The sequence below is a fragment of the Flavobacterium sp. RNTU_13 genome (assembly GCF_046614455.1).
Classification (GTDB): Bacteria; Bacteroidota; Bacteroidia; order Flavobacteriales; family Flavobacteriaceae; genus Flavobacterium.
In genome coordinates this window covers 809,956-833,164 of record NZ_JBKJHB010000001.1, presented here as the reverse complement: position 1 = coordinate 833,164, position 23,209 = coordinate 809,956, and the positions used below count along the sequence as shown (strand labels likewise).

General features: G+C 40.1%; 23 protein-coding genes and 1 tRNA gene. 13 read left to right on the top strand and 11 right to left on the bottom strand.

Annotated features, from left to right (window positions below; all coding sequences use genetic code 11):
• Position 1 precedes the first annotated feature (1 nt).
• Together ACLI08_RS03740 and ACLI08_RS03735 are read right to left on the bottom strand one after the other, a co-directional pair.
• Positions 2 to 352, bottom strand: coding sequence for an SdpI family protein (locus tag ACLI08_RS03740; protein WP_411427115.1), 351 nt, complete (start codon positions 350 to 352; stop codon positions 2 to 4).
• Positions 352 to 1,218, bottom strand: coding sequence for a murein hydrolase activator EnvC family protein (locus tag ACLI08_RS03735; RefSeq protein WP_411427114.1), 867 nt, complete (start codon positions 1,216 to 1,218; stop codon positions 352 to 354). The genes ACLI08_RS03740 and ACLI08_RS03735 overlap by 1 nt, the downstream gene beginning before the upstream one ends.
• Positions 1,219 to 1,415: 197 nt before the next feature.
• On the opposite strand from ACLI08_RS03735, the gene tatA reads away from it, so the two are divergent.
• Positions 1,416 to 1,607 (top strand): twin-arginine translocase TatA/TatE family subunit, encoded by a 192-nt coding sequence (gene tatA, locus ACLI08_RS03730; RefSeq protein WP_411427113.1) that lies wholly within the window; start codon positions 1,416 to 1,418, stop codon positions 1,605 to 1,607.
• A gap of 214 nt (positions 1,608 to 1,821) precedes the next feature.
• On the opposite strand, the gene ACLI08_RS03725 is transcribed toward tatA, so the two are convergent.
• Entirely contained in the window at positions 1,822 to 3,945 is a 2,124-nt protein-coding gene (locus ACLI08_RS03725; RefSeq protein WP_411427112.1) for a Tex family protein, read from the bottom strand.
• A gap of 192 nt (positions 3,946 to 4,137) precedes the next feature.
• Here ACLI08_RS03725 and ACLI08_RS03720 point away from each other — a divergent pair, with 192 nt between their 5' ends.
• Complete coding sequence (locus tag ACLI08_RS03720; protein WP_411427111.1) at positions 4,138 to 4,794, top strand: Abi family protein; 657 nt, start codon at positions 4,138 to 4,140, stop codon at positions 4,792 to 4,794.
• A 568-nt stretch (positions 4,795 to 5,362) separates the two neighbouring features.
• On the opposite strand, the gene ACLI08_RS03715 is transcribed toward ACLI08_RS03720, so the two are convergent.
• Entirely contained in the window at positions 5,363 to 5,530 is a 168-nt protein-coding gene (locus tag ACLI08_RS03715) for a hypothetical protein (RefSeq protein ID WP_411427110.1), read from the bottom strand.
• 65 nt (positions 5,531 to 5,595) lie between these two features.
• Between ACLI08_RS03715 and ACLI08_RS03710 the strand changes: the two genes are divergently transcribed.
• Together ACLI08_RS03710 and ACLI08_RS03705 are read left to right on the top strand one after the other, a co-directional pair.
• Positions 5,596 to 6,189 carry a hypothetical protein gene (locus ACLI08_RS03710; protein ID WP_411427109.1) on the top strand — a complete coding sequence of 198 codons (594 nt, stop codon included), beginning with the start codon at positions 5,596 to 5,598 and terminating at the stop codon, positions 6,187 to 6,189.
• Positions 6,190 to 6,289: 100 nt separating this feature from the next.
• Complete coding sequence (locus ACLI08_RS03705) at positions 6,290 to 6,889, top strand: hypothetical protein (protein ID WP_411427108.1); 600 nt, start codon at positions 6,290 to 6,292, stop codon at positions 6,887 to 6,889.
• A gap of 46 nt (positions 6,890 to 6,935) precedes the next feature.
• Here the strand turns inward: ACLI08_RS03705 and rpiB are convergent, their stop codons facing one another.
• The gene (rpiB, locus tag ACLI08_RS03700) at positions 6,936 to 7,367 is read right to left on the bottom strand and encodes a ribose 5-phosphate isomerase B (RefSeq protein WP_411427107.1); all 432 of its coding nucleotides are present in this window, start codon (positions 7,365 to 7,367) and stop codon (positions 6,936 to 6,938) included.
• A gap of 620 nt (positions 7,368 to 7,987) precedes the next feature.
• Positions 7,988 to 8,227: a DUF2007 domain-containing protein gene (locus ACLI08_RS03695; RefSeq protein ID WP_411427106.1), complete on the bottom strand. Its 240-nt coding sequence runs from the start codon at positions 8,225 to 8,227 to the stop codon at positions 7,988 to 7,990.
• A gap of 119 nt (positions 8,228 to 8,346) precedes the next feature.
• Between ACLI08_RS03695 and rnr the strand changes: the two genes are divergently transcribed.
• From rnr to ACLI08_RS03680, 3 genes are all read left to right on the top strand, one after another.
• Entirely contained in the window at positions 8,347 to 10,536 is a 2,190-nt protein-coding gene (gene rnr / locus ACLI08_RS03690; RefSeq protein ID WP_411427105.1) for a ribonuclease R, read from the top strand.
• 177 nt (positions 10,537 to 10,713) lie between these two features.
• Complete coding sequence (locus ACLI08_RS03685; RefSeq protein WP_411427104.1) at positions 10,714 to 11,382, top strand: head GIN domain-containing protein; 669 nt, start codon at positions 10,714 to 10,716, stop codon at positions 11,380 to 11,382.
• A 56-nt stretch (positions 11,383 to 11,438) separates the two neighbouring features.
• A complete protein-coding gene (locus ACLI08_RS03680) occupies positions 11,439 to 12,122 on the top strand; it encodes a LysE family translocator (RefSeq protein ID WP_411427103.1) in 684 nt (227 codons plus the stop codon).
• 55 nt (positions 12,123 to 12,177) lie between these two features.
• Here ACLI08_RS03680 and ACLI08_RS03675 read toward each other — a convergent pair.
• Both ACLI08_RS03675 and folB read right to left on the bottom strand, forming a co-directional pair.
• Positions 12,178 to 12,251 (bottom strand) — tRNA-Cys (locus tag ACLI08_RS03675).
• A gap of 134 nt (positions 12,252 to 12,385) precedes the next feature.
• A complete protein-coding gene (gene folB / locus ACLI08_RS03670; RefSeq protein WP_411427102.1) occupies positions 12,386 to 12,745 on the bottom strand; it encodes a dihydroneopterin aldolase in 360 nt (119 codons plus the stop codon).
• Positions 12,746 to 12,929: 184 nt separating this feature from the next.
• Between folB and ACLI08_RS03665 the strand changes: the two genes are divergently transcribed.
• The 4 genes from ACLI08_RS03665 to ACLI08_RS03650 all read left to right on the top strand — a co-directional run bounded on the left by ACLI08_RS03665 (position 12,930) and on the right by ACLI08_RS03650 (position 15,942).
• The gene (locus ACLI08_RS03665; RefSeq protein ID WP_411427101.1) at positions 12,930 to 14,615 is read left to right on the top strand and encodes a glutamine--tRNA ligase/YqeY domain fusion protein; all 1,686 of its coding nucleotides are present in this window, start codon (positions 12,930 to 12,932) and stop codon (positions 14,613 to 14,615) included.
• 370 nt (positions 14,616 to 14,985) lie between these two features.
• The gene (locus ACLI08_RS03660; protein WP_411427100.1) at positions 14,986 to 15,321 is read left to right on the top strand and encodes a YtxH domain-containing protein; all 336 of its coding nucleotides are present in this window, start codon (positions 14,986 to 14,988) and stop codon (positions 15,319 to 15,321) included.
• Positions 15,322 to 15,345: 24 nt separating this feature from the next.
• Entirely contained in the window at positions 15,346 to 15,702 is a 357-nt protein-coding gene (locus tag ACLI08_RS03655) for a competence protein (RefSeq protein WP_411427099.1), read from the top strand.
• A gap of 3 nt (positions 15,703 to 15,705) precedes the next feature.
• Positions 15,706 to 15,942 (top strand): DUF6327 family protein, encoded by a 237-nt coding sequence (locus tag ACLI08_RS03650; RefSeq protein ID WP_411427098.1) that lies wholly within the window; start codon positions 15,706 to 15,708, stop codon positions 15,940 to 15,942.
• Positions 15,943 to 16,205: 263 nt separating this feature from the next.
• On the opposite strand, the gene ACLI08_RS03645 is transcribed toward ACLI08_RS03650, so the two are convergent.
• The 3 genes from ACLI08_RS03645 to gltX all read right to left on the bottom strand — a co-directional run bounded on the left by ACLI08_RS03645 (position 16,206) and on the right by gltX (position 19,162).
• Complete coding sequence (locus tag ACLI08_RS03645; RefSeq protein WP_411427097.1) at positions 16,206 to 16,499, bottom strand: hypothetical protein; 294 nt, start codon at positions 16,497 to 16,499, stop codon at positions 16,206 to 16,208.
• 100 nt (positions 16,500 to 16,599) lie between these two features.
• The gene (locus tag ACLI08_RS03640; protein WP_411427096.1) at positions 16,600 to 17,574 is read right to left on the bottom strand and encodes an SPFH domain-containing protein; all 975 of its coding nucleotides are present in this window, start codon (positions 17,572 to 17,574) and stop codon (positions 16,600 to 16,602) included.
• 76 nt (positions 17,575 to 17,650) lie between these two features.
• Positions 17,651 to 19,162 carry a glutamate--tRNA ligase gene (gene gltX / locus ACLI08_RS03635; RefSeq protein ID WP_411427095.1) on the bottom strand — a complete coding sequence of 504 codons (1,512 nt, stop codon included), beginning with the start codon at positions 19,160 to 19,162 and terminating at the stop codon, positions 17,651 to 17,653.
• Positions 19,163 to 19,382: 220 nt separating this feature from the next.
• Between gltX and ACLI08_RS03630 the strand changes: the two genes are divergently transcribed.
• Positions 19,383 to 22,775 carry a hypothetical protein gene (locus ACLI08_RS03630; RefSeq protein ID WP_411427094.1) on the top strand — a complete coding sequence of 1,131 codons (3,393 nt, stop codon included), beginning with the start codon at positions 19,383 to 19,385 and terminating at the stop codon, positions 22,773 to 22,775.
• Positions 22,768 to 23,187 (top strand): rRNA maturation RNase YbeY, encoded by a 420-nt coding sequence (gene ybeY, locus ACLI08_RS03625; RefSeq protein WP_411427093.1) that lies wholly within the window; start codon positions 22,768 to 22,770, stop codon positions 23,185 to 23,187. Before ACLI08_RS03630 ends, ybeY begins: the two co-directional genes overlap by 8 nt.
• The last annotated feature ends 22 nt before the right edge of the window (positions 23,188 to 23,209 follow it).

Here is a 23,209-nt window from a genome sequence, read left to right as displayed (position 1 = left end):
TTTAATCTTTAAATTTTCGTTTCAGTGCCACTTCAGTGGCTACTATCATACCTACAGAAAGGGTTACAAGCGCTATAAGCCCCACAATTTGTTTTGTTTCTACTGCCACTGGGAGGAAATAACTAAGTGCCGAAAGCACTGCCATAACCAGCCCGCCTACCCCCATAATGTTACCGGAGTATTTTTGTGAAAAATCCCAGTGTGCCTGCGATTTCATGGAACGCCTGGTGCGGTAACCCACTACCCCATTTATCTCTTTAGGCGGACTCCATGCCATAAAAGACCCTATAAAAGAAAAGGCTATACCCGCTATAAAAGACGGTAAGGCTATATTTTCAAAAAAAGCATCCATTACTCAAAATTTATAAACTGGGTGGGGTTAATCGGATAACCGTCTTTCCAGAGTTCAAAATGCAACTGGGCCGCCTCGCCTTTACCGTTAAAGCCTGTTTGTGCCAGCACTTCTCCACTGCGCACCACATCGCCTTGTTCTTTGTTTAGTACCGCCAGGCCTTTGTACACAGAGATTATACCATCGTTATGGCGCACCACCATTACATTACCGTTTGTAGGTGTCCAGTCGGCAAGCACTACTGTTCCTGCGGCTACGCTCTTTACGGGTGTATTGTTAGCCACGGCTACGGTTACATATAACTGTTTTTTAGCTGCATTGTACGGCTGGGTTACGGTACCTTTTACCGGTGCGAAAAGCACCTGGCTCACCCTGGGCGTAGCTTTTTCAAACAGGTTATACTTATCTTCCAGCGCTACCTGTTCGCGCAGCTTTTGGTCGGCTTCGTTAGGCTGCATTTTTTCGGGATCCAGTTCCTGCTGTTCTGCGGCTACTATACTGTCCCGGCTCAGCTTGGTATGGTCAAGGTCTCCTGTAAGCACTTTTTTAATTGATGCGAGGTAAGCCTTTTCCTGATCCAAAACTTTTATAAGCGAGTCTGATTTTATGGCGTTTTCGGTAGCCTGGCGTTTTAGCTGGGTACTGGCATACCCGGGTATGTATTCGCGCAGGGGCGTAAAGGCAATAATGTAGGTGGTAAGGGCTATCATTACAATGCTAACCGTAGTAAGCCCCACAAAAACATTCATAAGGTTTAGCCTAAGCGAAAATATCTCCTCAAAGGTATCTTCATTTAGTATAACCAAACGGTTTTTGTTAAAGAGCTTTTTCTTTAATATTTGCTTTTTAAGCCTTTTTGCCGACATAGTAACGGTTTAATTGACAAATATACTAACTCTGCCGTATTAAAAAGGGGCATTAGCGGCAAACGAGCCACCAAAAATAACACCTTAGTTTCAGAATTTCTTAATTAACGCAAACCAAAGTTAAATATTTGACGTAAATAGAGTCACGAATATATTTTATAGTTAACTTTGTACGATAATTTAATTTTTAATCTGTTATGGGAAAATTAGGACTTACCGAAATACTTGTAATACTGGTAATTGTGATACTGCTTTTTGGTGGTAAAAAAATTCCTGAACTTATGAAAGGGCTTGGAACCGGCATTAAGGAATTTAAAAATGCCGCTAAAGACGAAGACCATACTACTGCGCCTAAAAAAGCACAGGCTCAGGACGAAAATAAACTGTAACAACTTTGTTGTTTTATTTTTAAAAACCCCTTTAAGGCTCAGGGTCTTAAAGGGGTTTTTTGTTTTTTTGATATAAAAAAACTCCCGCAGTAGCGGGAGCCTAACTATATAATTTTAGATCGCTTCGTTCCTCGCGATGACGGATGTAGCAGGTGTAATTTCACCGACATGAGTGAAATTTCTAACAACCGACAACTAACAACCATCAACCAAGCTAAAGAATCATCGTAAGTGCTACGCGTTTTCTGCTTTCGTCTATTTCGGTAACTTTTACGGTAACATGCTGGTGCAGCTTTACCACTTCGTTTACATCGCTTACAAAACCCTCCTTAAGTTGGGAAATGTGTACCAGTCCGCTCTCTTTAATACCTATATCTACAAAGCAACCGAAGTTGGTAATGTTGTTCACAATACCCGGCAGCACCATACCGGTACGAAGGTCGGCCATGGTTTTTACGTTCGGGTCAAACTCAAATACCTTAGCAGCTTTACGCGGGTCTAGCCCCGGTTTTTCGAGTTCTTTTAATATATCCTGAAGCGTAAGCTTCCCGATTTCCGGGGTTATATACGCATCGATGTTTATCTTTTTAATCGCCTCTTTGTTGCTTACCAGGTCGGCGGTTTTCAGTTTCAGGTCTTTCGCCATTTTTTCTACAATAGCGTATGCCTCCGGATGCACCGCACTATTATCCAGCGGGTTCTTTGCATTAGGTATACGCACAAACGCCGCCGCCTGCTGATAGGCCTTCTCCCCCAGCCTGGCTACTTTTTTCAGTTGCTTGCGGTCTTCAAACGGACCGTTTTCGCTACGGTAGTTTACAATATTCTCGGCAAGCTTCTCGCCTATACCACTCACGTAGCCCAGGAGCGATTTACTCGCCGTATTGAGGTTTACCCCTACCGAGTTTACGCAACGCATCACCACGGTGTCCAGTTCGTCTTTTAAAAGGCTTTGGTCCACATCGTGCTGGTACTGCCCCACACCTATGGCTTTGGGTTCTATTTTAACCAGCTCTGCAAGCGGATCGCTCAGGCGGCGGCCTATGGAAACCGCTCCCCTAACGGTAACGTCGTACTTCGGGAATTCGTCGCGGGCAATTTTAGATGCCGAGTACACCGAAGCACCCGCTTCGCTTACTACAAACACCTGCACAGGCTTATCAAAGGCTATCTTCTTTATAAACGTTTCCGTTTCTCGGCTGGCGGTACCGTTTCCTATCGAAATCGCGTCGATCTTATAGGCGTTAACCATAGAACGGATTTTTTTCATGGCAATCGCCGTTTCATTTTGTGGCGCATGCGGGAAAATGGTTTCGTTGTACAACAGGTCGCCTTGCTCGTCCAGGCACACAATTTTACAGCCCGTACGGTAACCCGGGTCTATGGCAAGGATACGTTTTTGACCCAACGGCGGGGCAAGCAACAACTGCTGCAGGTTGGCGGCAAATACCTGTATGGCTACTGCATCGGCTTTGGCTTTAGCCTCGCTAAGTACCTCGTTGCTAATGGCGGGAGCCAACAAGCGTTTGTAACTGTCGTCTATGGCTTTTTTGAGTTGGGTTGCAGTCTCCCGTTTGTTTTTAATGATGGCCTGCTCCATAAAGTCAATCGCCTCATCTTTATCTTCTATGTCTACGCTGAACTTAATTACACCCTCGTTCTCCGCGCGAAGCATGGCCAACAGGCGGTGCGATGGTGCTTTGGTAAGGTTCTCGCTCCAGTCCAGGTACTGCTCAAATTTTTTAGCTTTTTCCGGGTCGGCGCCCTTGGCTATTTTTGTGGTAATGGCCGCTTTGCGGCCGAAAACGCGACGCAGGTTTTTACGGATGTACACATTTTCGTTAATCCACTCCGCTATGATGTCGCGTGCGCCCTGCAGTGCCTCGTCTTCGTTGGCAACTTTATCATTCAGGTATTTTGCCGCAAGGAAATCCATATCATCGGCATTCTGCGCCATGATGATTTTGGCAAGCGGTTCCAACCCTTTTTCGCGGGCGGCATCGGCACGGGTTTTCTTCTTCTTTTTGTAGGGCAGATACAGGTCTTCCAGCTCGGTAAGGTCGAAACTTTGGTTAATCTTGGCACCCAGTTCCGGGGACAGGGCGTTTTGCTCCTGTATGCTTTTTATAATGGCGTCCTTACGCTTTACAATAGCGTCGTACGCCTGGCTGTATTTGGCTATTTGCTCTATAATTACCTCATCAAGGTTGCCGGTCATGTCCTTGCGGTAGCGGGCTATAAAGGGTATAGTACAGTCTTCAGACAGGAGTTGCAGCACAGCCTCAATGCCTTTAACCGGGGCGCTTACCAGCCCGGCAATGTATTGTATGTTTGTCATTTTTTGATTGTAATAAGGGATGCAAATATGAAGAATCTTTTGCAGTTTATATATTTTTTTTGAGGTGGGGATTTTTGTATGTTTGGGGTAAGAGTACCAACCAAAAATAAAAAAACCCGGCTTCATCACCAGCACCTAAAACGTCTGGGAGAGGAATAACCGGGACAGCATACTGCAAAAATACAATTTTTTATGGATAAAAGTTACTACCAAAAAATATTTTCGACTGAAAGGATGCAAAAATATTTTGACCGTTATCCTGATAAAGAACAACTTGCAATAACACACTACCATTGTAACATAGAATTATCAGAGTCATTTTATCCTACAATTTCTATGCTGGAAGTGGCACTGAGAAACAGCCTTAACAGGGAACTGACCGATTATTTCGGAACCCCTGACTGGTACTTAAAAATGAAATCAGAGGTAGGGCTACGTAACCTGAAAAATGAAATACAAACTGCCGAAAAACACATCATCAACCGGGGCGAAACCATTACAGCATCTAAGGTTATTGCCGAACTGACATTAGGTTTTTGGGTACGGTTGTTAAATGCAGAATACGAACGTGTATTGTGGAAACCCTTAAGAAAAGCATTCCCGTATCTTGAAAAGAGTAAACGTCAACGCAATATAGTTTCGGCGCCTATAAATAAAATACGAAACTTTAGGAACAGGATATTTCATCATGAACCCATTTGCTGGAACCTGGGCGAGCTTGAAAAAATGCATACTAATATTATTATGGTCATGGGGTGGCTAAACAAAGACCTTCCTGAAATTGCAAAACGAAACGACAGAGTAGCGGAGGTAATAAAAAACTGTAGACTTAAACTGGCTGAAGTATAGTTATTTATGATTTATTTTTTTGTAGGGATTTTTATATGTTTAAGGTAAATTAAATACAAATTTATATGGTAATAGGCAGCTTCTATTTTAGACTAACATCCAATGGAAATCTTTTAGGCGAGTATACGAATAATCGATCTACAACAGTTGTTACAGAAAGTGCTGATTTAAGAGGTAAACAAAATGAAAGTTTTGTTGGAGAATATCAGACTACATGGTTTGATGGTTCGGGTCAAACGATGCTATTAACAATAAACGTTAAAAATGTAAATTTGAATATTTACATCTAAAATGGTCTGTTAATGAAAATACTCATTTTGTAGGCGAAGGATTTGTTAATGATGGTATACTTTTAGGTTGGTACTGTGATGGAGAATTGAACAGTAAAATTATACCTCTATTGACTCATTAAAATACCGCGGGTTAGCGAGTAAATCTAACTTAAACTTTATAACAAATCAAAGGCGGTAGACTCGCGGTAACTTAAATTTATAACAAAATAAAAACCTTATTATTTAAAAAGGACACTTAAAAATTTTATAATTTTAATAGTGAATTTCAAATAATGTTAATTTACTAATTTAAATTTTATGGCAACTAAACCAAGACCAGTAAATGGTCCAAGCACCACTGGAAAACCATCTGGAGGTGGAAGAGGAAACAATCCTCCCGCACCCAAGACATCTGGAAGTTCTCCTTCAAAAGGAACTTCTAAAAAGTAATTCCAACCAATCACGCACACCAGCGTGATTTTTTATTTTAGCTACTTTCATTACTTTTACTTTCTCAAAACCAACCAATATGAGTTTCTTTAAAAAGCTATTTGGTAGCAAAACTAAAACAGAACCAATACCAAAACCAGTAGAGCCAACAGAACCAGCGGCACCTTCCGTTAAACCATATGATTCTGAGCAGCAATACACATATCTGACAAATCTTATTCGGGCGCATAAAAGTGTAAATCCGTTTAATTATAACCTTGTTGTGGTGTGGGCATTGTCTTTAATGAAGGAAGGTAATGAAATGCCAGGTGTGCTTATGCTTGCTTCGTTTGCAGAACCTATTGATACACTTGAGATACAGCCGTATGTTAGCCGCGCACTTATTGAACTGAACCTTACAGAACTTGATGGTGAAGCTGCTATACTTGCATTGATTCGTTATCATGTTATGAATATAGTAACAGATAATTCTTTAAGGAAAAACTTAAGGGAACTCTATCATTTATGTAATCAATACGACTATGGTTACGGGTTAAATCCCTTTTATCTCTTACACTATGCGTGGGAAGATCTTGAATATGAAGATGAGAATTATTATTATGCTGGTGCAACACTTGATAATATTGAATCTTTTGTAAAAAAAGAAGCAGAGCAATGGCTAAAAAATCACTAACTATATAAATCACGCACACCAGCGTGATTTTTTCATATAAAAAAGAGTAGGGCACAGGCATACTTTTTGCTGCATAAAAACAAATCACATTACCGTACCTATGCGTATAACCAACTTACTTCTGCTTGTGCTGCTACTGGCTTTAGGGGGCTGTAGCGTTCCCCGTTATTCACTTGTAAGCCCTGTAGACCAGCCCGGCCTTGATTTTACCCAGGGGCGGTGGCTGCTTAGCGATGAAGGCAGCGGCTACAACTACCAACAGCTGTACCAGCTTGCCGAAAAAGATTTTGGCAAATATCTGGGCGACCGCCTTAGCAGGGTATCGGTTACTAAGGGGTTAATGTTGCAGAAAAAAATTCCGTTTAACCCTAACCGATCGCTTATAAAGGAAATGTACGATGGTACCCACTATGATTACCTCATCAATATAAAATGCCGCACAGTTAAAGACGATATTGGCGGTACGGTAGACGTAAACGCAAAAGGAAATACCCTTGCCGACGAGCGTATTAACCGCGTATCGCTAGAGGTATACGACCTTAAACGCGGAGAAATTATTTACTCTCAAACCGCACAGGGCGTTACCACACGCCAAACCAATGCCACCTCTAATGTAAACGTATACAGGAGTAACGGGGGTATGATTGTAGGGAGTTACAACCGTATTTTTAAAGACATCAGGGAAAAATCCAGAAAATAAAAAATCCGCCTGTGGGCGGATTTTTTTATGAATTATAATGACCGTGTTACATACAAGGCATTTTATCTATACGGGTTTTGTGGCGACCTCCTTCAAAGGCGGTGTTTAAAAACGTATCTACCATAGCTATTGCCTGCTCCTTGCTGGTGTAGCGCGCAGGTATGCTTAGTATGTTAGCATCGTTATGCTGGCGTGCCAGCTCGGTAATTTCTTTGGTCCAGCACAGCGCTGCACGTATTTTTTGATGCTTGTTGGCCGTCATGGCAGCACCGTTACCGCTTCCGCAGATAATAATACCAAAATCTACCTCCCCGTTTTCAACATCGTTTGCCACTGGGTGTACAAAATCTGCATAGTCTACGCTATCGGCTGTATCGGTTCCGTGGTTAATAACTTCGTAACCTTTTGATTCAAGGTGTGCTACAATTGCCTTTTTGTATTCCGGACCTGCGTGGTCGTTTCCTATAGAAATTTTCATAGTTATTTACAGTGTGTTATTTACTGCAAAGGTACCATAAAATGGCCTCATATGGTGCAGCAGTATGCAAAATATTAGAAACTAACACGTTACACATGTACGTGATAGTATAGCAATAAATATGTTAAAAAACAACAGTGTTAGTAACTTTAATAAAGCACTGAAAATAAAGGTGGTAATTTTTAACGGCTTTTGTTGATAAGTTAAAAACTAAAAATTAAAGATTTTTTTAAACCGTATCGAAATTTTTATAAGCCAAAAAGGATTGAATTACGCAAGTGAATTTCTTTAAAATTTGTTGTAGAGTTTTCCATAGTTTCTACACAGTTATTAACAATAATTAACCAGTGAAGTTTTCCATAAAAATATGCTGTTAATAGAAATTAACCATTGTTAATAACCTCTAACGAAAAAAACGAAAACAACTCATTTTTAAAAATTTACATTCTGTTAACACTGTTGAAACATTTGTATAAAATTGTATAACTCTAAAAACAAGCCCAGCTTTAAAAAGTTATTCCACATATCAACAAGCAATAATAACAATCATAAAAAGATTTTTTAAAAATTTTCTTTTTTGTTTTTATTATAAATGTTGAAAACCTTGAAGAAGGTTTGGCTTAAATTATTTTAAGATGGTTGTTGTGGTTAAAGTTGTCCAGTATTTCTTTTACGGTGTTAAGGTCGTTTTTGTGTACCTTAAGTTTTATGCCGCCCAGTGCGTGTGTGTATAGGGGAACTACACTGGCCATGGTTTCGTTTTCAAAGTAAAACTGCAGGCCGGCTTCTTCCAGTAAGTGTTTTAGTATGGTTATTTCATGAGGATAAGTAAAGATAGCCGCTGTTACAAAGTGTTTCATAGTTAGGGTTTTAAAGGCCTTGTTGCATATAAAATTACGTATTTAAACGTTATTATTTCTTTAACATGTCTTATAATTCTGATAGTTATTCGTAAATTTCCGCATATTTAGAATGAATTATGAGTAAGAAGAAAGGCAAACCAACAGCCAAAAAGGAAAAAGATTTTTCGGGAAAGATTTATAAGATACTTGCCAAAGACCCTAATAAAACATTTAACTACAAGCAAATAGCAGCCGTACTGCAGCTGGATGATACTAAAAGCCGTAACGAGATTATAAAGGAACTTAAGTTCTTGGCTGCCAAGGAAAACATAGAAGAGGTAGAGCGCGGTAAATACAGGGTGCTGAGTAAAACAGAATATGTAGAAGGCGTTATAGATATGACCAGCCGTAAAACAGCATACTTTGTAGCTCCTGATCTTGAAGACGATGTGTTTATACCCACTAATAACCTTAACAAAGCCCTGGATGGCGATAAGGTAAAGGTATACATATACAACCGCCGTAAAGGCAGAAGGCCTGAAGGCGAAGTGGTTGAAATCATAGAACGTAAAAAAACAGAGTTTGTAGGTGTTATAGATATTCAAAAGAACTTTGCTTTTGTAAGCACTGCAAACCCTAAGATGTATACCGATATTTTTATCCCTAAAGATAAAATAGGCAATGCCCAGAATGGAGATGTTGTACTGGTTAACCTGGACGACTGGCCTGCTAAGGCCGACAGCCCCTTTGGCCAGGTTCTTAAGGTACTAGGTAAACCGGGTGAGCACAATACAGAAATACATGCCATACTCGCAGAGTACGGGCTTCCGTATGATTTCCCGGTAGATGTAGAAGTATTTGCACAAAAGCTGGATACCGAAATTCACCCGGAAGAAATTGCTAAACGCAGGGATATGAGGAATGTACTTACCTTTACCATAGACCCTAAAGATGCAAAGGATTTTGATGATGCACTGAGTTTCCAAAAACTTGAAAATGGTAATTACGAAATAGGTATCCACATTGCAGATGTATCGCACTACCTGCAGGAAGGTACCATACTGGACCAGGAGGCTTACAAACGCGCCACATCGGTATACCTGGTAGACAGGGTTGTACCTATGCTGCCAGAGGTACTGAGTAACTTTGCATGTTCACTGCGCCCTAACGAGGAAAAATATACCTTTTCGGCCATATTTGAGCTAAACGAAAGGGCAGAAGTAGTAAACCAATGGTTTGGCCGTACGGTAATTTACAGCGACCAGCGTTTTGCCTACGAAGAAGCACAAAGCATTATTGAAACAAAAAGCGCCACTATACCGGCCGAAATATCGTTAACTGGTACAGAGTATACCGTTAGCGAAGATATTCGCTCTGCAACGCTTAAAATGGATGATCTGGCTAAGATACTTCGCCGTAAGCGCATGGCAAACGGTGCCATTTCGTTTGATAAGGTTGAAGTAAAATTCCACCTTAACGAACAGGCAGAACCTACAGGGGTGTATTTTAAAGTAGCTAAAGATGCTAACCACCTGATAGAGGAGTTTATGCTGCTGGCTAACCGTAAAGTAGCTGAGTTTATTGGTAAGCAAAAACCTGAAAAAACATTTGTATACCGTATTCACGACGAGCCGGATGAAGATAAGCTTATAAACCTGCAAACGGTTATTTCTAAATTTGGTTATAAAATAAATTTCAGGTCTAAAAACGATATCTCTAAATCGCTTAATAACCTGCTTACCGAAGTTCAGGGGAAAAAAGAACAGAACCTTGTAGATACCCTGGCTATACGAAGCATGAGCAAGGCAAAATACAGCACCCAGAACATAGGGCACTACGGGCTGGCGTTTGATTATTATTCGCACTTTACGTCACCCATAAGGCGCTACCCCGATGTTATGGCGCACAGGCTGTTACAGCACTACCTCGATGGTGGTAAATCAGCCGATGCAGAGCATTACGAAGAAATGTGTGCGCACTCCAGCAATATGGAAAACCTTGCAGCTAATGCAGAGCGCGACAGCATAAAATACATGCAGGTTAAATACATGCTGGATCATAAAGATGAAGAATTCCTGGGTGTAATTTCCGGCGTTACAGAGTGGGGTATTTATGTAGAGATTGTTTCGAACAAGTGTGAGGGCATGTGCCGTATACGCGAAATCAGGGACGACTATTACACCTTTGACGAAAAGCAATATGCCCTTGTAGGACAGGTTACTCATAACCTGCTACAGCTGGGCGACGAGGTATGGGTAAAGGTTAAAAATGCCGACCTTGTTAAAAAACAGCTTGACTTTACCTTTTTAAGGAAAAACGCAGAATAGTTGTTTTACAAAATGTAATTGCCGGGAATAAGTTTTCTTTTTAAACACAATAGAAGCTTAAGCCCGGCTTTTTTATTAGAAAAACTTTGCAAAAAGTGTAACAAGTTTTTAACGGCATTGTCTTTGCTGTTAGCGTTACTTTGTAAGTAATATCAACAATTTTTTAAAAAACAAAGTATGAAAAAGCTATTGATAGTAGCCTTTATAGGTTTGAGCCAACTTATAAACGCTCAGAAAACGCAAAATTTGGGCGACTTTACTGCAGTAAGGGCGTTTGACAGGATAAACGTTACCATGATGCATGCTACTGAAAACAAGATAGAACTGCGTGGTGCCAATGCCGATGATGTAGAGGTAGTAACTGTAAACGGCGATCTTAAGATAAGGATGAAAGTAACCAAAATTTTTAGCGGCGAAAACGTAGAGGCTACGCTGTACTACACCGGTAAAATAGATAGGGTAGAGGCTAGTGAAGGCGCTACAGTAACATCTCCGGATACGTTTAAAAGCATTGCCTTTGATGTTAATGCAAAAGAAGGTGCAAAAGTGGTGCTTAAAATAGATACAGACAGGTTAAAAGTTAAGGCAAATGCCGGTGGTAAACTGGAGCTTAAAGGCAACGTTAAAAACAGCGATGTAACTATGTCTTCTGGTGCTACGCTACAGGCTACAGAGCTTACTACGCAGCAAACTACGATTACACTAAACGCAGGAGGTACAGCAGAAATATTTGCCACTGATTTTGTAGATGCGAAAACCAGGGCAGGGGGTAATATTTACATTTATGGCAAGCCAAAACAGGTTAACCAAAAAACCGTGGCCGGAGGTAATATAGTGGTAAAATAAACGCCTATTTTTTAATGATAATTAAAAAATGTATCTTGCATCGTTAAACCGACTTGATGATACAAGATATTTTAAGCGCTATTCCACTGGGTTTTTTTCTGAGCATAATGCCGGGAGCCGTATTTTTTGTACTGCTCGAAACCAGTGTTTTAAAAGGTTTTAAGGCAGCCATAGCCTTCGACCTGGGCGCCATTACTTCAGATATAGTTTTTATACTTATAGCGTATTTTAGCAGCTACAAACTGCTTGAAAAAATAAAAGACGAGCCTGCCTTATTTATATTTGGCGGGCTCGTTATGTTTACTTACGGTTTTATTTCACTAATGAAGCTAAAGAAAGTAAGTAAAAATGATTTGGTAGACGACGCAAGCAAAGACATTATCCGTAAAGATTACATGAGCCTTTTTATAAAAGGTTTCCTGCTTAATTTTATAAACATAGGCGTACTGGGTTTCTGGCTTGCCATAATAATTACCTGGGGTCCTAAATTAGATATGGATCCTACACGCATACTGGTATTTTTCATCTCTGTTATATGCGCTTATTTTGCTGTAGACTTGTGCAAAATAGGCCTTGCAAAACAGCTTCGAAGTAAACTTACTACCCGTAACATTATGAAGATAAAGCAGGCAATAAGCGTAATACTTATGGTTTTTGGCTTGGCATTATTAGTTCAGGGTTGGTTTCCTGAGCGATTTAAAAAGGCCATAAATGAGGTAGAACATCAGGAACAGCATTAAATATAAACCGCTACAAAATAAAAAAACTCCTTTAGTAATAAAGGAGTTTTTTGTTTGGAGGCATCTAGCGGATTCGAACCGCTGTAGCAGGTTTTGCAGACCTGTGCCTAGCCGCTCGGCCAAGATGCCATTATTTTGGATGGCAAATGTACATAAATTTTTAAATTTTACCACATTTACCTCACATTTGTAGCACACTTTTTTCTAACGGTTTGAATATAAATCGCTTTCATTTAAAATTTATAATTCAAAATTCACAATAATCAGGCACGAAACTCCTCTACCTGTATGGTTACCGCCTCTACATCGCCACCAATAGGAGGATTAATTTTACTTACCGCTACCTGTATACGGCTTACCTGTGGCAGTTCGGCAAAAATACGTTTTACAATGCGCTGTGCCACGTGTTCCAGTAATTTACTGCGTATGGCCATTTCTTCGGTTACTATGCGGTTTAGCTGCACATAATCTACCGTATCAGCCAGTTCATCTGTAACCATACTTTTACGCAGGTCTGCTTTAATTTCCAGGTCTACACGATAGTCGCTGCCTATTTTGGCCTCCTCATTAAGGCAACCGTGAAACGAAAACGTTCGTATGTTTTGTAGCTTAATAATACCCATTTTTTAAAAGTCTCTGAGTTACTTAGTTTCTGAGATACAAAGTTACAAAGTTTTAAAAAGCTACTGAGTTACTGAGCTGCTTAGTTTTTTAAAAAGCTATTATAAACTCAGAAACTAAGTAACTCAGCATCTCAGAAACTTTGCTACTAATTAACTACATTTGCAGTCTTATAACAGAAAATATATGTCAACCGAAGAGCGTTCGCTGAATTTTATTGAACAGATTATTGAGGAAGATCTGGCCAATGGTTTTCCTAAAGACAAATTACGTTTCCGTTTTCCGCCGGAGCCAAATGGTTACCTACACGTGGGTCATGCGAGTTCTATATGCCTTAACTTTGGGTTAGGACTTAAGTATAATGCCCCTGTAAACCTGCGTTTTGACGATACCAACCCTGCTAAAGAAGAGCAGGAGTATGTAGACGCCATTAAACGCGATGTAGAGTGGCTTGGTTTTAGCTGGGCAGAGGAGCGTTATGCGTCTGATTATTTCCAGGATCTGTACAACTGGGCTGTAACATTTATAAAAAATGGTAAGGCTTACGTAGACAGCCAAAGCTCTGAGGATATGGCAAAACAAAAAGGTACACCAAGCCAGCCGGGTACCGAAAGCCCATACCGTAACCGAAGCGTAGAAGAAAACCTTAGCCTTTTTGAAGCCATGAAAAATGGTGAATTTAAGGAAGGTACACACGTACTGCGTGCTAAAATAGATATGGCAAGCAGTAATATGCTTATGCGCGATCCTATTATGTACCGTATACTACACAAACACCATCACCGCAGTGGCGATAAATGGTGTATATACCCTATGTACGACTGGGCACACGGAGAAAGCGATTACCTTGAAGCGGTGTCGCACTCGCTTTGTACACTGGAGTTTATGATGCACAGGGAATTGTACGACTGGTTCCTTGACCAAATATATGATAGCGCTAACACCCGCCCTAAACAGCGCGAGTTTGCACGCCGTAACCTTAGCCATACGGTTGTAAGTAAGCGTAAGCTGCTGCAACTGGTTCAGGAAAATTACGTTACCGGATGGGATGACCCGCGTATGAGTACCATAAGCGGTATGCGCCGCAGGGGTTACCCGCCACAGGCTATTGTAAACTTTGCAGATACCATAGGAATTGCAAAGCGTACTAACCTTGTAGATGTAAGCGTACTGGAATTTTGTGTACGCGAGGAGCTTAACAAAACAGCCCCACGTGTTATGGCAGTTTTAGACCCTGTAAAACTGGTTATTACAAACTACCCTGAAGGGCAGGAAGAATGGCTGGAAGCAGAAAACAATCCTGAAGATGAGTCGGCAGGTTTCCGCGAAGTTCCATTTAGCCGTGAGCTGTACATAGAGCGCGAAGACTTTATGGAAAACGCTAACAGTAAATATTTCCGCCTTACACTGGGTAAAGAAGTACGCCTTAAAAATGCTTATATTATTAAAGGTGAAAGTGTGATTAAAGATGCAGACGGAAACATAACTGAAATCCATGCTACCTACGATGCTGATAGTAAGAGTGGTAGCGGTACCGAAGCTTCTTTAAGAAAAATTAAAGGTACCATACATTGGGTTTCTGTAGCACACGCTGTTAAGGCTGAAGTGCGCATTTATGACAGGTTATTTACCCACGAAAACCCTGACGGCGATAAAGATGTTGACTTTAAAGAATACATTAATCCTAATTCGCTTAGCGTTATAACGGGTTACCTGGAGCCTTCACTTAAAAGTGCAGAAGCAGGGGAGAGGTATCAGTTCCAACGCCTTGGTTATTTCTGTGTAGATACAGATACCAATGCTGAGAAGTTAGTTTTCAACAAAACTGTAGGCCTTAGAGATACTTGGGCTAAGGTAGAAAGCAAAGAATAGTTTTTAACAACTATGTATTTTTACAAAACCGGAGTTTATAGCTCCGGTTTTTGTTTTTATAAATATTATGTATTGTTTTAATTAATTATGATAGTAATTTACTATTATATATAAAATCAATTAAAAGTATAAAATACATAGTTTTATTATATTAAAAGTGACTTTCATATCTTATTTATAATCGATTTTTAAAATCAGGTAATGATAATTATCATCTATTATTATAAAGTCTTCTTAAATCGCTTTATTTTAATTTTTGGTCTTTTTTATGGGTAAATTAACCACATATTAACAAGGAGGGTATGTTAATATTTGCTACCTTTATAAGAGTTAATTGAAAAACGAATTTTAATAATTAAAACTTATAATTATGGCTGGTAAAACATCAACAGTTGTAGCCGTACTTGCAGGTGCGGCGGTAGGAGCAGCATTAGGAATCTTATTCGCTCCAGACGAAGGAAAAAAAACAAGAAAGAAAATTAAAGACGGTGCTACCCAGAAAGCAGACGAATTAAGAGAAAAGCTTGGTGATTTTGCTGAAACTGTAAAAAGTAAATTCGGGTATGCTCAGCAAGACATTGAAGCAGGCCTTGATCAGCTTGTAGCAAATGTAGAAGATAAGGCAGACGAAGTTATTGCTACACTTGAAAAAAAATTAGAAGAGCTTAAACAAAACGCTAAGGCGTCTACCCCGTCAGCTAACTAACATGATATAAACCAATCCATAGCCATGGCATTTGAAGAGATAAAAGAAAACGCAGAAGAGCTTAAAAACGAAACCAAAAATCTTATAGACAGTAGTTTTGCCTACTATAAGCTTTGGGCGTTTAAGTTACTAATGAAGAGCACTGCACAAATGCTCAAACTGTTTCTGCTGGCTACCATGCTGGTTATTGTAACAGTATTTTTTTCTATTGCCCTGGCTTTGGGTATAGGTTACTGGCTAGATAATCATGCATACGGTTTCCTTATAGTAGGGCTAATATACCTGCTGCTGGCGGTTGTAATATACAAAGTTCAGGATAAGATTGTGGAAGGCCCGCTGCTTGCCACTTTTTCAAGAATGTTTTTTAAAAAATACGACTAAGCCATGCAAATAAAAGTATACCGCAGCTTTGAAGAAATAAACAAAGAACTAGAAATAAAAAAGGTAGAGCGAGATCTTGCTTATGCCAAGTTTAAGCGCAGCCTTGATACTACTAAAGAAAGCCTGGAACCCGGAAACATAATAGGGGATACCCCAAAAAAGATTTTTAGCTTTTTAGGTATGTTTTCCGGTCCTATAAAAAGTGCTGCAATGGCATGGCTTTTAAAGAAAATCTTATAATTTTCATACTTTACTATACACATTATTTTTTTTGCTTTTTGGCTACCTTTATGGTAGCCTTTTTTTTATATTTGCTTAAATCCCTTCAAACCAATTATATATGGAATTTACATCTAATGACTTTTCGTTTGGCCTTTTTGCATGGCAGTTGTTTATGATTGCTTCGGTGGCTTTTGTTTTGTACGTAATATTTAGATTACTTAAAAAATACGTTTTTTAACGGCATAAAATTAAAAAGGCTACCCATAACGGTAGCCTTTTCATTATTCCTGTTTCTGTTTTCTGTTAGCTCTTTGTTTCTCCCTAAAGGCTTTAAGTTCATCTTTGTCAAGATACGTGTCTTTGTTTGTATCTATTTCATCAAAACGGTTGCTAAGCATTGGGCGTTCTGCTTTCGCAGCCTCGTTTTTACTTATTTTACCGTCAGCATCAGTATCTATGCTGGCAAACATCTTTTCCGGATCGCGCTTTGGTTTTTGTGTGGCATCTTGTGCAGAAGCATTGGCCGCAGTAAGTACACTTACTAATACCACCAGCCTTAAAAAATTAATTTTCATAACATTTACAGTTTATAGTTACTTATAAGACTGCAGGTTATGCCTTTGGTTTAATGATTAGGTAAAAAAAATGCCCTCTTTACAGAAGGCATTACAAAAGTTAGTCATTTTTTTCGTGCGCATTGTCCGGGTTATCCAGGTACGGTTTATGCTCGGCAGGTTTATTTTTGCCACCTTTTTTAAGTTGCTCATTTACCTGGTTGCTTGCTGCAAAAGAAACAATCATGTTGTTAAGCATATCATTTGCTGCCTGAGGTGTATTTGGTAGCAGTATCAGGTTGCTGTTAGTATCACTACCTATTGCCTGTAGTGTGTCATAGTGCTGCGTTACTACTATAAGAGCAGAGGCTTCCTGGCTGTTAATACCCACTTTATTTAGTGTATCTACACTCTCTACAAGTCCCCTTGCTATTTCACGTCGCTGGTCTGCAATACCCTGACCTTGTAGCCTTTTACTTTCGGCTTCTGCCTTAGCTTTTGCTACAATACGTATACGTTGGGCTTCGGCTTCGTATTCTGCGGCAGCTTTTTCGCGGTCGGCAGCGTTAATACGGTTCATGGCATTTTTTACCTGAGGATCCGGGTCTATATCAGTAATCAGCGTGTTTATGATGTCATAACCATACGTTGTCATAGCTTCATTAAGTTCGCGTTTTACGGCAATGGCTATGTCGTCTTTACGTTCAAAAACATCATCCAGCTTTAGCTTAGGTACTTCGGCACGTACAACGTCAAATACATAAGAAGTAATCTGGTCATGCGGATACTCCAGCCTGTAAAAGGCCTCGTACACCTTTTCCTGTATTACTTTAAACTGTACCGAAACCTTCATTTTTACAAATACGTTTTCTTTGGTTTTGGTTTCAATGATTACATCAAGCTGCTGGATTTTAAGGTTAATCCTCCCGGCCTGTTTGTCTACAAACGGAATTTTAAACTGTAAGCCTGCCTGCCGTATGCTGTTAAATTTACCAAAACGCTCTATGATTACGGCGGTTTGCTGTTTTACGGTAAAAATTCCTAAAAAGAGGACTACAACCCCCAGGAATAGAAAAAAGAGAAATGCTACACCCATTAGTAAATTGGTTTTTAATTGTTATATACTAGTTATACGCAAAAAAAAGCCCCTTGTTACAGGGGCTTTAAAATTTTTATAATGTAGCGGTTGCTTTCGCAATACGTTTAAGTGTTTCCTCCTTACCAATGATTTCCATGATATCATACAGGTGAGGCCCCTGTAATTCGCCTACAAGGCTTAAACGCAGCGGTGCCATAACTTTACCTATACCTATGCCTTTTTGTTCTACCCAGGCCTTTACAACGCTTTCTGTGTTGGCAGAACTAAAGTCTAAGGTATTTTGTAGTTCCTTAGCCAGTTCATTCAGTAGAGCGCTTGTATCGGGCTTCCATTGCTTTGCTGCAGCCTTTTCGTCAAACGATTCAGGTGCTACAAAGAAGTAATGGCTTAAATCCCAGAGTTGCGATGCAAACGATGCACGTTCTTTAACCAGGCCTACCACGCGCGATACGGTTTCAACCGGAACGTTAATTCCTTTCTCCAGTAGGGTATGGCTAAATTCTTTTGCCAGTACATCATTTTCCTGCCTTTGGAAATACTGGTGATTAAACCATGTATTTTTTTCAGGATTAAATTTAGCTCCTGCCTTATGTACCCTTTCTAGGTCAAATATTTGTACCAGCTCATCCAGGGTAAACAGCTCCTGCTCGGTACCCGGATTCCAACCCAGTAGCGCCAGGAAGTTAATAACTGCTTCAGGAAGGAAGCCCTGCTCACGGTAACCCATAGACGATGTACCATCGGCGTTTTTCCATTCTAATGGGAAAACCGGGAAGCCCATTTTATCACCATCGCGCTTGCTTAGTTTACCGTTTCCTATTGGTTTAAGGATAAGCGGCAGGTGGGCAAACTCAGGTGCTTCCCACTGGAAAGCCCTGTATAACAATACGTGCAGTGGCATAGAAGGCAACCATTCCTCACCACGAATTACGTGGCTAGTTTCCATAAGGTGGTCGTCTACAATGTTAGCCAGGTGATAGGTAGGCATACCATCGCTTTTGTAAAGAACCTTATCGTCCAGCAGGTTGGTATCAAATTCTACCTCACCACGAATAATATCGTGTAGCAATAGTTTTTCGCCTACAGGTACTTTAAAGCGTACCACATAGTGCTCACCGTTGTTTATCCTTGTAGCGGTTTCTTCTGCCGAAAGGTTTAGTGAGTTATCTAGTGTTCCACGTGTGGTATGGTTGTATATAAAGGTTTTTCCTTCGGCTTCTTCTGCTTTACGGGCTTCGTCTAATGCTTCGGCAGTATCAAAAGCATAGTACGCCCATCCGCCTTCTATAAGCTGCTTGGCATACTGTTCGTATATTTCTTTGCGTTCGCTTTGGCGGTACGGGCCAAATTTTTCATTTTTACCCACACCTTCATCAAATGGGATACCCAGCCAGTTTAGTGCTTCCACTATGTATTCTTCGGCTCCGGGTACAAAACGGTTTTGGTCGGTATCTTCTACACGCAGGTAAAAGGTTCCGCCGTGTTTCTTGGCAAACAGATAATTAAATAATGCCGTACGTACACCGCCTATGTGTAGCGGGCCAGTAGGGCTTGGTGCAAAACGCACGCGTACCGGTTTAGACATGATGTTGTAAATTTTTATGCAAAGATAGGTTTTTGGGGTGGATTTGTTAATTCGTGGATTTGTCAATTTGTTTGTATGTGAGTAAGACCCGAATACACGAATCTACAAATAAACAGATCCACTTGTTATCAACAATGTATCCTGAAAAAATCCGTTTTTACTAACGGGATAATTTGTAATTTTATCGGTTATTAACAACGGTAGTTAATTTATACACAATTTGGAAGCAAAAACCATCATATACGCCAAGCTCGAAGCCTTTATAAAGAAGTATTATACCAATGAAGTTATTCGTGGAACAATTTTCTTTACGGGTTTAGGACTACTTTATTTTATAGTTACGTTCCTCATAGAATATTTCCTGTGGCTACCCGAAAAGGGGAGGACCGCGCTGTTCTGGTTGTTCATAACTGTAGAAATCCTGTTGCTGGGCCGTTTTATTTTGTTTCCGTTGTTTAAATTATTCAAGCTCCAAAAGGGTATTGATTATAAACAGGCTTCGGCAATCATTGGCAATCACTTTAGTGAAGTGAGCGATAAGCTTACCAATTTTCTGCAGCTGAGTAATGCGCCGGAACAAAGCGAGCTATTACTGGCGTCTATAGAGCAAAAGGCAAACAGCCTGCAACCGGTACCGTTTGCTAATGCCATTAATTTTAAAAAGAATGTAAAGTACCTGCCGTATGCAATAGTTCCGTTACTATTACTGCTTTTGTTTTTTGTAAGCGGTAATGGTGCGGTTATTACTAACAGCTTTACCCGTGTTGTTAATTATAACACCCACTATGCACCACCGGCTCCGTTTGAGTTTGTTGTTGTTAATAAACAACTGATAGCACAGCAGGACACCGACTTTTTACTCGAAGTAAAAACTGTGGGTAATGTAGTTCCGGAAAACGCCATGATAAACATAGGGGAGGAGCATTACTACCTGGAGAGTACAAAACCGGGAGTCTTTACGTATCGTTTCGAAAAGCCTACTAAAGCAATTAGTTTTCAGCTTTCGGCAAATAACGTAGAGAGCAAACCTTACGAGCTGGAAGTGGTTGCCGTACCTACGATTGCTAATTTTGAAATGGTACTTCAGTTTCCATCATACCTTGGTAAAAAGAACGAGGTGGTTAAAGGTACCGGTAACGCTATAGTACCAGAAGGCACTAAGGTAACCTGGAAAATAGATGCCCTTGCTACTACAAGCGTACAATGGATGGCTAATAATGCTGCTACTAACTTCGTAAACAACGAAAACAGCTTTAGTTTAAGTAAAAATATACTTCAAAACACAGAATATCAAATTCTTACATCAAATAATAAGGTAAAAAACCACGAAAAGCTGCAATATCAGATTTCTACCATTAAAGATCAGTACCCTACCATTACCGCACAGAGTGCGCCCGACAGTTTAAAGCTGAAAAAAGAGATTGTACTGGGCCAGGTAAGCGATGATAACGGCCTTACCAAGCTTCACGTGGTGTATTACCCTCAGGATAATCCTGCCATTGCCAAACGTGGAACATTGCCGGTTAAGAAGGGAACTGTAGACAGGTTTTACTACAGTTTCCCTAACGGCTTAAGCATACAACCCGGCGTAGTGTACGAATATTATTTCGAGGTTTTTGATAACGATGCCGTGCATGGGTTTAAGAGTACCAAGTCGTCTGTATTTTCTCATAAAGAACTTACCGGCGATGAGCAGCAGGAAAAAGCGTTGCAGGAACAGAACAGTAATATTGGCAATCTTGAAAAGTCAATAAAAAACCAAAACAAGCAAAACTCAGAGCTGGATAAACTTCAGCAAATGGGTAAGGAGAAAAATAACCTGGATTTTAAAGACCAGAAAAAGGTTCAGGATTTTATAAATAAACAACAGCAGTTAGAAGAGCGCAAGCAGGAACTAAGCAAGCAGCTTAAAGAAAATCTGGAGAAATTTCTTCCTGAAAAGAAAGATGAGCTTAAGGAAGAATTGATGAAACGCTTAGAGAAAAATGAAAATGAATCAGAAAAAAACAAGAAACTTTTAGACGAGTTAAAAGACCTTACAAATAAGCTTCAGCAGGAAGAATTGTTTGATAAAGTTGACAAGCTGAAACAGCAAAGCAAGGATCAAAACAAGAGTTTAGAACAGCTTGTAGAACTTACCAAGCGTTTTTATGTAGAGAAAAAAGCAGAGCAGATTTCTGAAAAACTAAACCAACTTGGCGATAAGCAGGAGAAACTGGCCGACAGTAAAGATAACAATGCAAAGGAACAAGCTGAGTTGAAAAAGGAGTTTGACAAGCTTCAGAAAGAAATGCGTGAACTGGATAAGCAAAACCAGCAGCTTAAAAAACCTATGGATATTCCGGTAGATGAAAAGCAGGAGCAGAGCATAGACCAGGATATGGATAAGGCGCAAGACGAACTGCAAAAAGAAAGCGGCGACCAAAAAAGTAAACAGGATAAAGCCAAGCCGAAGCAAAAAAGTGCTGCCAATAAAATGAAACAAATGGGTAGCAAAATGCAATCGTCGATGCAGGGCGGACAGCAGGAACAAATGGAGGAGGATGTAAAAATGCTACGCCAGATACTAGACAATCTTTTGGCTTACTCATTCTCTCAGGAGGATGTTATGGGCCAGTTTAAAAATGCCGGTGCCCGTAATGCTAACTTTGCCAAATACCTAAAAAAACAACAAGATCTTAAAGTACAATTTGGGCATGTAGACGACAGTCTTTTTGCACTGTCGTTACGTAACCCGAAGATATCAGATAACATCACCAAGGAGGTTGGTCAGGTACATTATTACGTAGATAAGGCTATAGACGACCTAGCCGAAAACCTGGTACCACGTGGTACCAGTAACCAGCAGTTTGCTGTTACCTCGGCTAACAGGCTTGCCGATTTTCTTGCTGATGCCTTAAACAATATGCAAATGCAAATGAGTGGTATGGGGCAGGGTTCAGGTAAATCAAAAGGCAAACAGGGTAAAGATGTACAGCTTTCTGATATCATCCAGAAGCAACAGGGTCTGTCTCAAAAAATGCAGCAGGGTATGCAGCAAGGACAAGGCAAAGGGGAGAAAGAGGGCCAGAAGGAAGGTGATAAAAACGGAAAGCAAAAGGGCGATAAGGAAGGCAACAGTCAAAACGAAGGTGGTAAAAAACCGGGCAGTAAAACCGGGCAGAGTGGAGGACAAGGCGATGGTGAAGGCAGCGATGGCGAAGGGAATGCAGAACGTATAATGGAAATTTACAAGGAACAACAGAAGCTTAGGGAGCAGCTACAACAATTATTGGACAAAACAGGTATGGGTGGCAACGGACAAAATGCGTTACGCCAAATGAAGGAGATAGAAAAGCAACTGTTAGATAAAGGTTTTAAAAACGAAACCCTGCAGCGTATGCAAAACCTTAAACAGGATTTGCTGAAATTGGATAAAGCCATGCTGCAACAGGGGCAAGATAATAAAAGGCAAAGTGAAACAAATAAAAAAGAGTTTAATAATACCGCTACACCGCTTCCGGAATCTTTAAAAGATTATCTGAATAGTGTTGAGATATTGAACAGACAACCACTACCTTTGCGCCCGAATTTTAATCAAAAGGTACAAACCTATTTTAAGAGCAATGATTAGTTTTAATTACGAAACGGATTTTGAAATACCTAACGAGGAGCAGTATGAAAACTGGATTTCGCAGGTTATAGAAAGTGAAGATAAAACGGAAGGTGAAATCAATTATATCTTCTGTGATGATGCTTATCTTCTAGAAAAAAATATAGAGTTTTTAAACCACGATACACTTACAGATATTATAAGTTTTGATTACACTATGGGTAATCTTATTAGTGGAGATATTTTCATTTCTGTGGAGCGTGTTAAAGATAATGCTGCTGACTTTAATGTCTCTTTCGAGGAAGAACTCCGTAGGGTTATGGCTCACGGCGTATTACATTATTGCGGTTATAAAGATAAGTCGGAAGCAGACGAACAGCTTATGCGCTCTAAAGAGGAAGAAAAAATGAAGTTGTTCCACGTGGAACAATAGCTTAAATACCCTCCAGTTTCGT

Excerpts from the sequence above, each read along its gene's own strand:
- ACLI08_RS03740 (WP_411427115.1), bottom strand. The coding sequence starts at position 352 with ATGGATGCTTTTTTTGAAAATATAGCCTTACCGTCTTTTATAGCGGGT.
- ACLI08_RS03665 (WP_411427101.1), top strand. The coding sequence starts at position 12,930 with ATGTCAACCGAAGAGCGTTCGCTGAATTTTATTGAACAGATTATTGAG.
- ACLI08_RS03640 (WP_411427096.1), bottom strand. The coding sequence starts at position 17,574 with ATGGGTGTAGCATTTCTCTTTTTTCTATTCCTGGGGGTTGTAGTCCTC.
- ACLI08_RS03705 (WP_411427108.1), top strand. The coding sequence starts at position 6,290 with ATGCGTATAACCAACTTACTTCTGCTTGTGCTGCTACTGGCTTTAGGG.
- ACLI08_RS03650 (WP_411427098.1), top strand. The coding sequence starts at position 15,706 with ATGCAAATAAAAGTATACCGCAGCTTTGAAGAAATAAACAAAGAACTA.
- ACLI08_RS03645 (WP_411427097.1), bottom strand. The coding sequence starts at position 16,499 with ATGAAAATTAATTTTTTAAGGCTGGTGGTATTAGTAAGTGTACTTACT.
- ACLI08_RS03685 (WP_411427104.1), top strand. The coding sequence starts at position 10,714 with ATGAAAAAGCTATTGATAGTAGCCTTTATAGGTTTGAGCCAACTTATA.
- ACLI08_RS03680 (WP_411427103.1), top strand. The coding sequence starts at position 11,439 with ATGATACAAGATATTTTAAGCGCTATTCCACTGGGTTTTTTTCTGAGC.
- ACLI08_RS03655 (WP_411427099.1), top strand. The coding sequence starts at position 15,346 with ATGGCATTTGAAGAGATAAAAGAAAACGCAGAAGAGCTTAAAAACGAA.
- ACLI08_RS03720 (WP_411427111.1), top strand. The coding sequence starts at position 4,138 with ATGGATAAAAGTTACTACCAAAAAATATTTTCGACTGAAAGGATGCAA.
- ACLI08_RS03710 (WP_411427109.1), top strand. The coding sequence starts at position 5,596 with ATGAGTTTCTTTAAAAAGCTATTTGGTAGCAAAACTAAAACAGAACCA.
- tatA (WP_411427113.1), top strand. The coding sequence starts at position 1,416 with ATGGGAAAATTAGGACTTACCGAAATACTTGTAATACTGGTAATTGTG.
- ACLI08_RS03725 (WP_411427112.1), bottom strand. The coding sequence starts at position 3,945 with ATGACAAACATACAATACATTGCCGGGCTGGTAAGCGCCCCGGTTAAA.
- folB (WP_411427102.1), bottom strand. The coding sequence starts at position 12,745 with ATGGGTATTATTAAGCTACAAAACATACGAACGTTTTCGTTTCACGGT.
- ACLI08_RS03660 (WP_411427100.1), top strand. The coding sequence starts at position 14,986 with ATGGCTGGTAAAACATCAACAGTTGTAGCCGTACTTGCAGGTGCGGCG.
- rnr (WP_411427105.1), top strand. The coding sequence starts at position 8,347 with ATGAGTAAGAAGAAAGGCAAACCAACAGCCAAAAAGGAAAAAGATTTT.
- rpiB (WP_411427107.1), bottom strand. The coding sequence starts at position 7,367 with ATGAAAATTTCTATAGGAAACGACCACGCAGGTCCGGAATACAAAAAG.
- ACLI08_RS03695 (WP_411427106.1), bottom strand. The coding sequence starts at position 8,227 with ATGAAACACTTTGTAACAGCGGCTATCTTTACTTATCCTCATGAAATA.
- ybeY (WP_411427093.1), top strand. The coding sequence starts at position 22,768 with ATGATTAGTTTTAATTACGAAACGGATTTTGAAATACCTAACGAGGAG.
- ACLI08_RS03735 (WP_411427114.1), bottom strand. The coding sequence starts at position 1,218 with ATGTCGGCAAAAAGGCTTAAAAAGCAAATATTAAAGAAAAAGCTCTTT.
- gltX (WP_411427095.1), bottom strand. The coding sequence starts at position 19,162 with ATGTCTAAACCGGTACGCGTGCGTTTTGCACCAAGCCCTACTGGCCCG.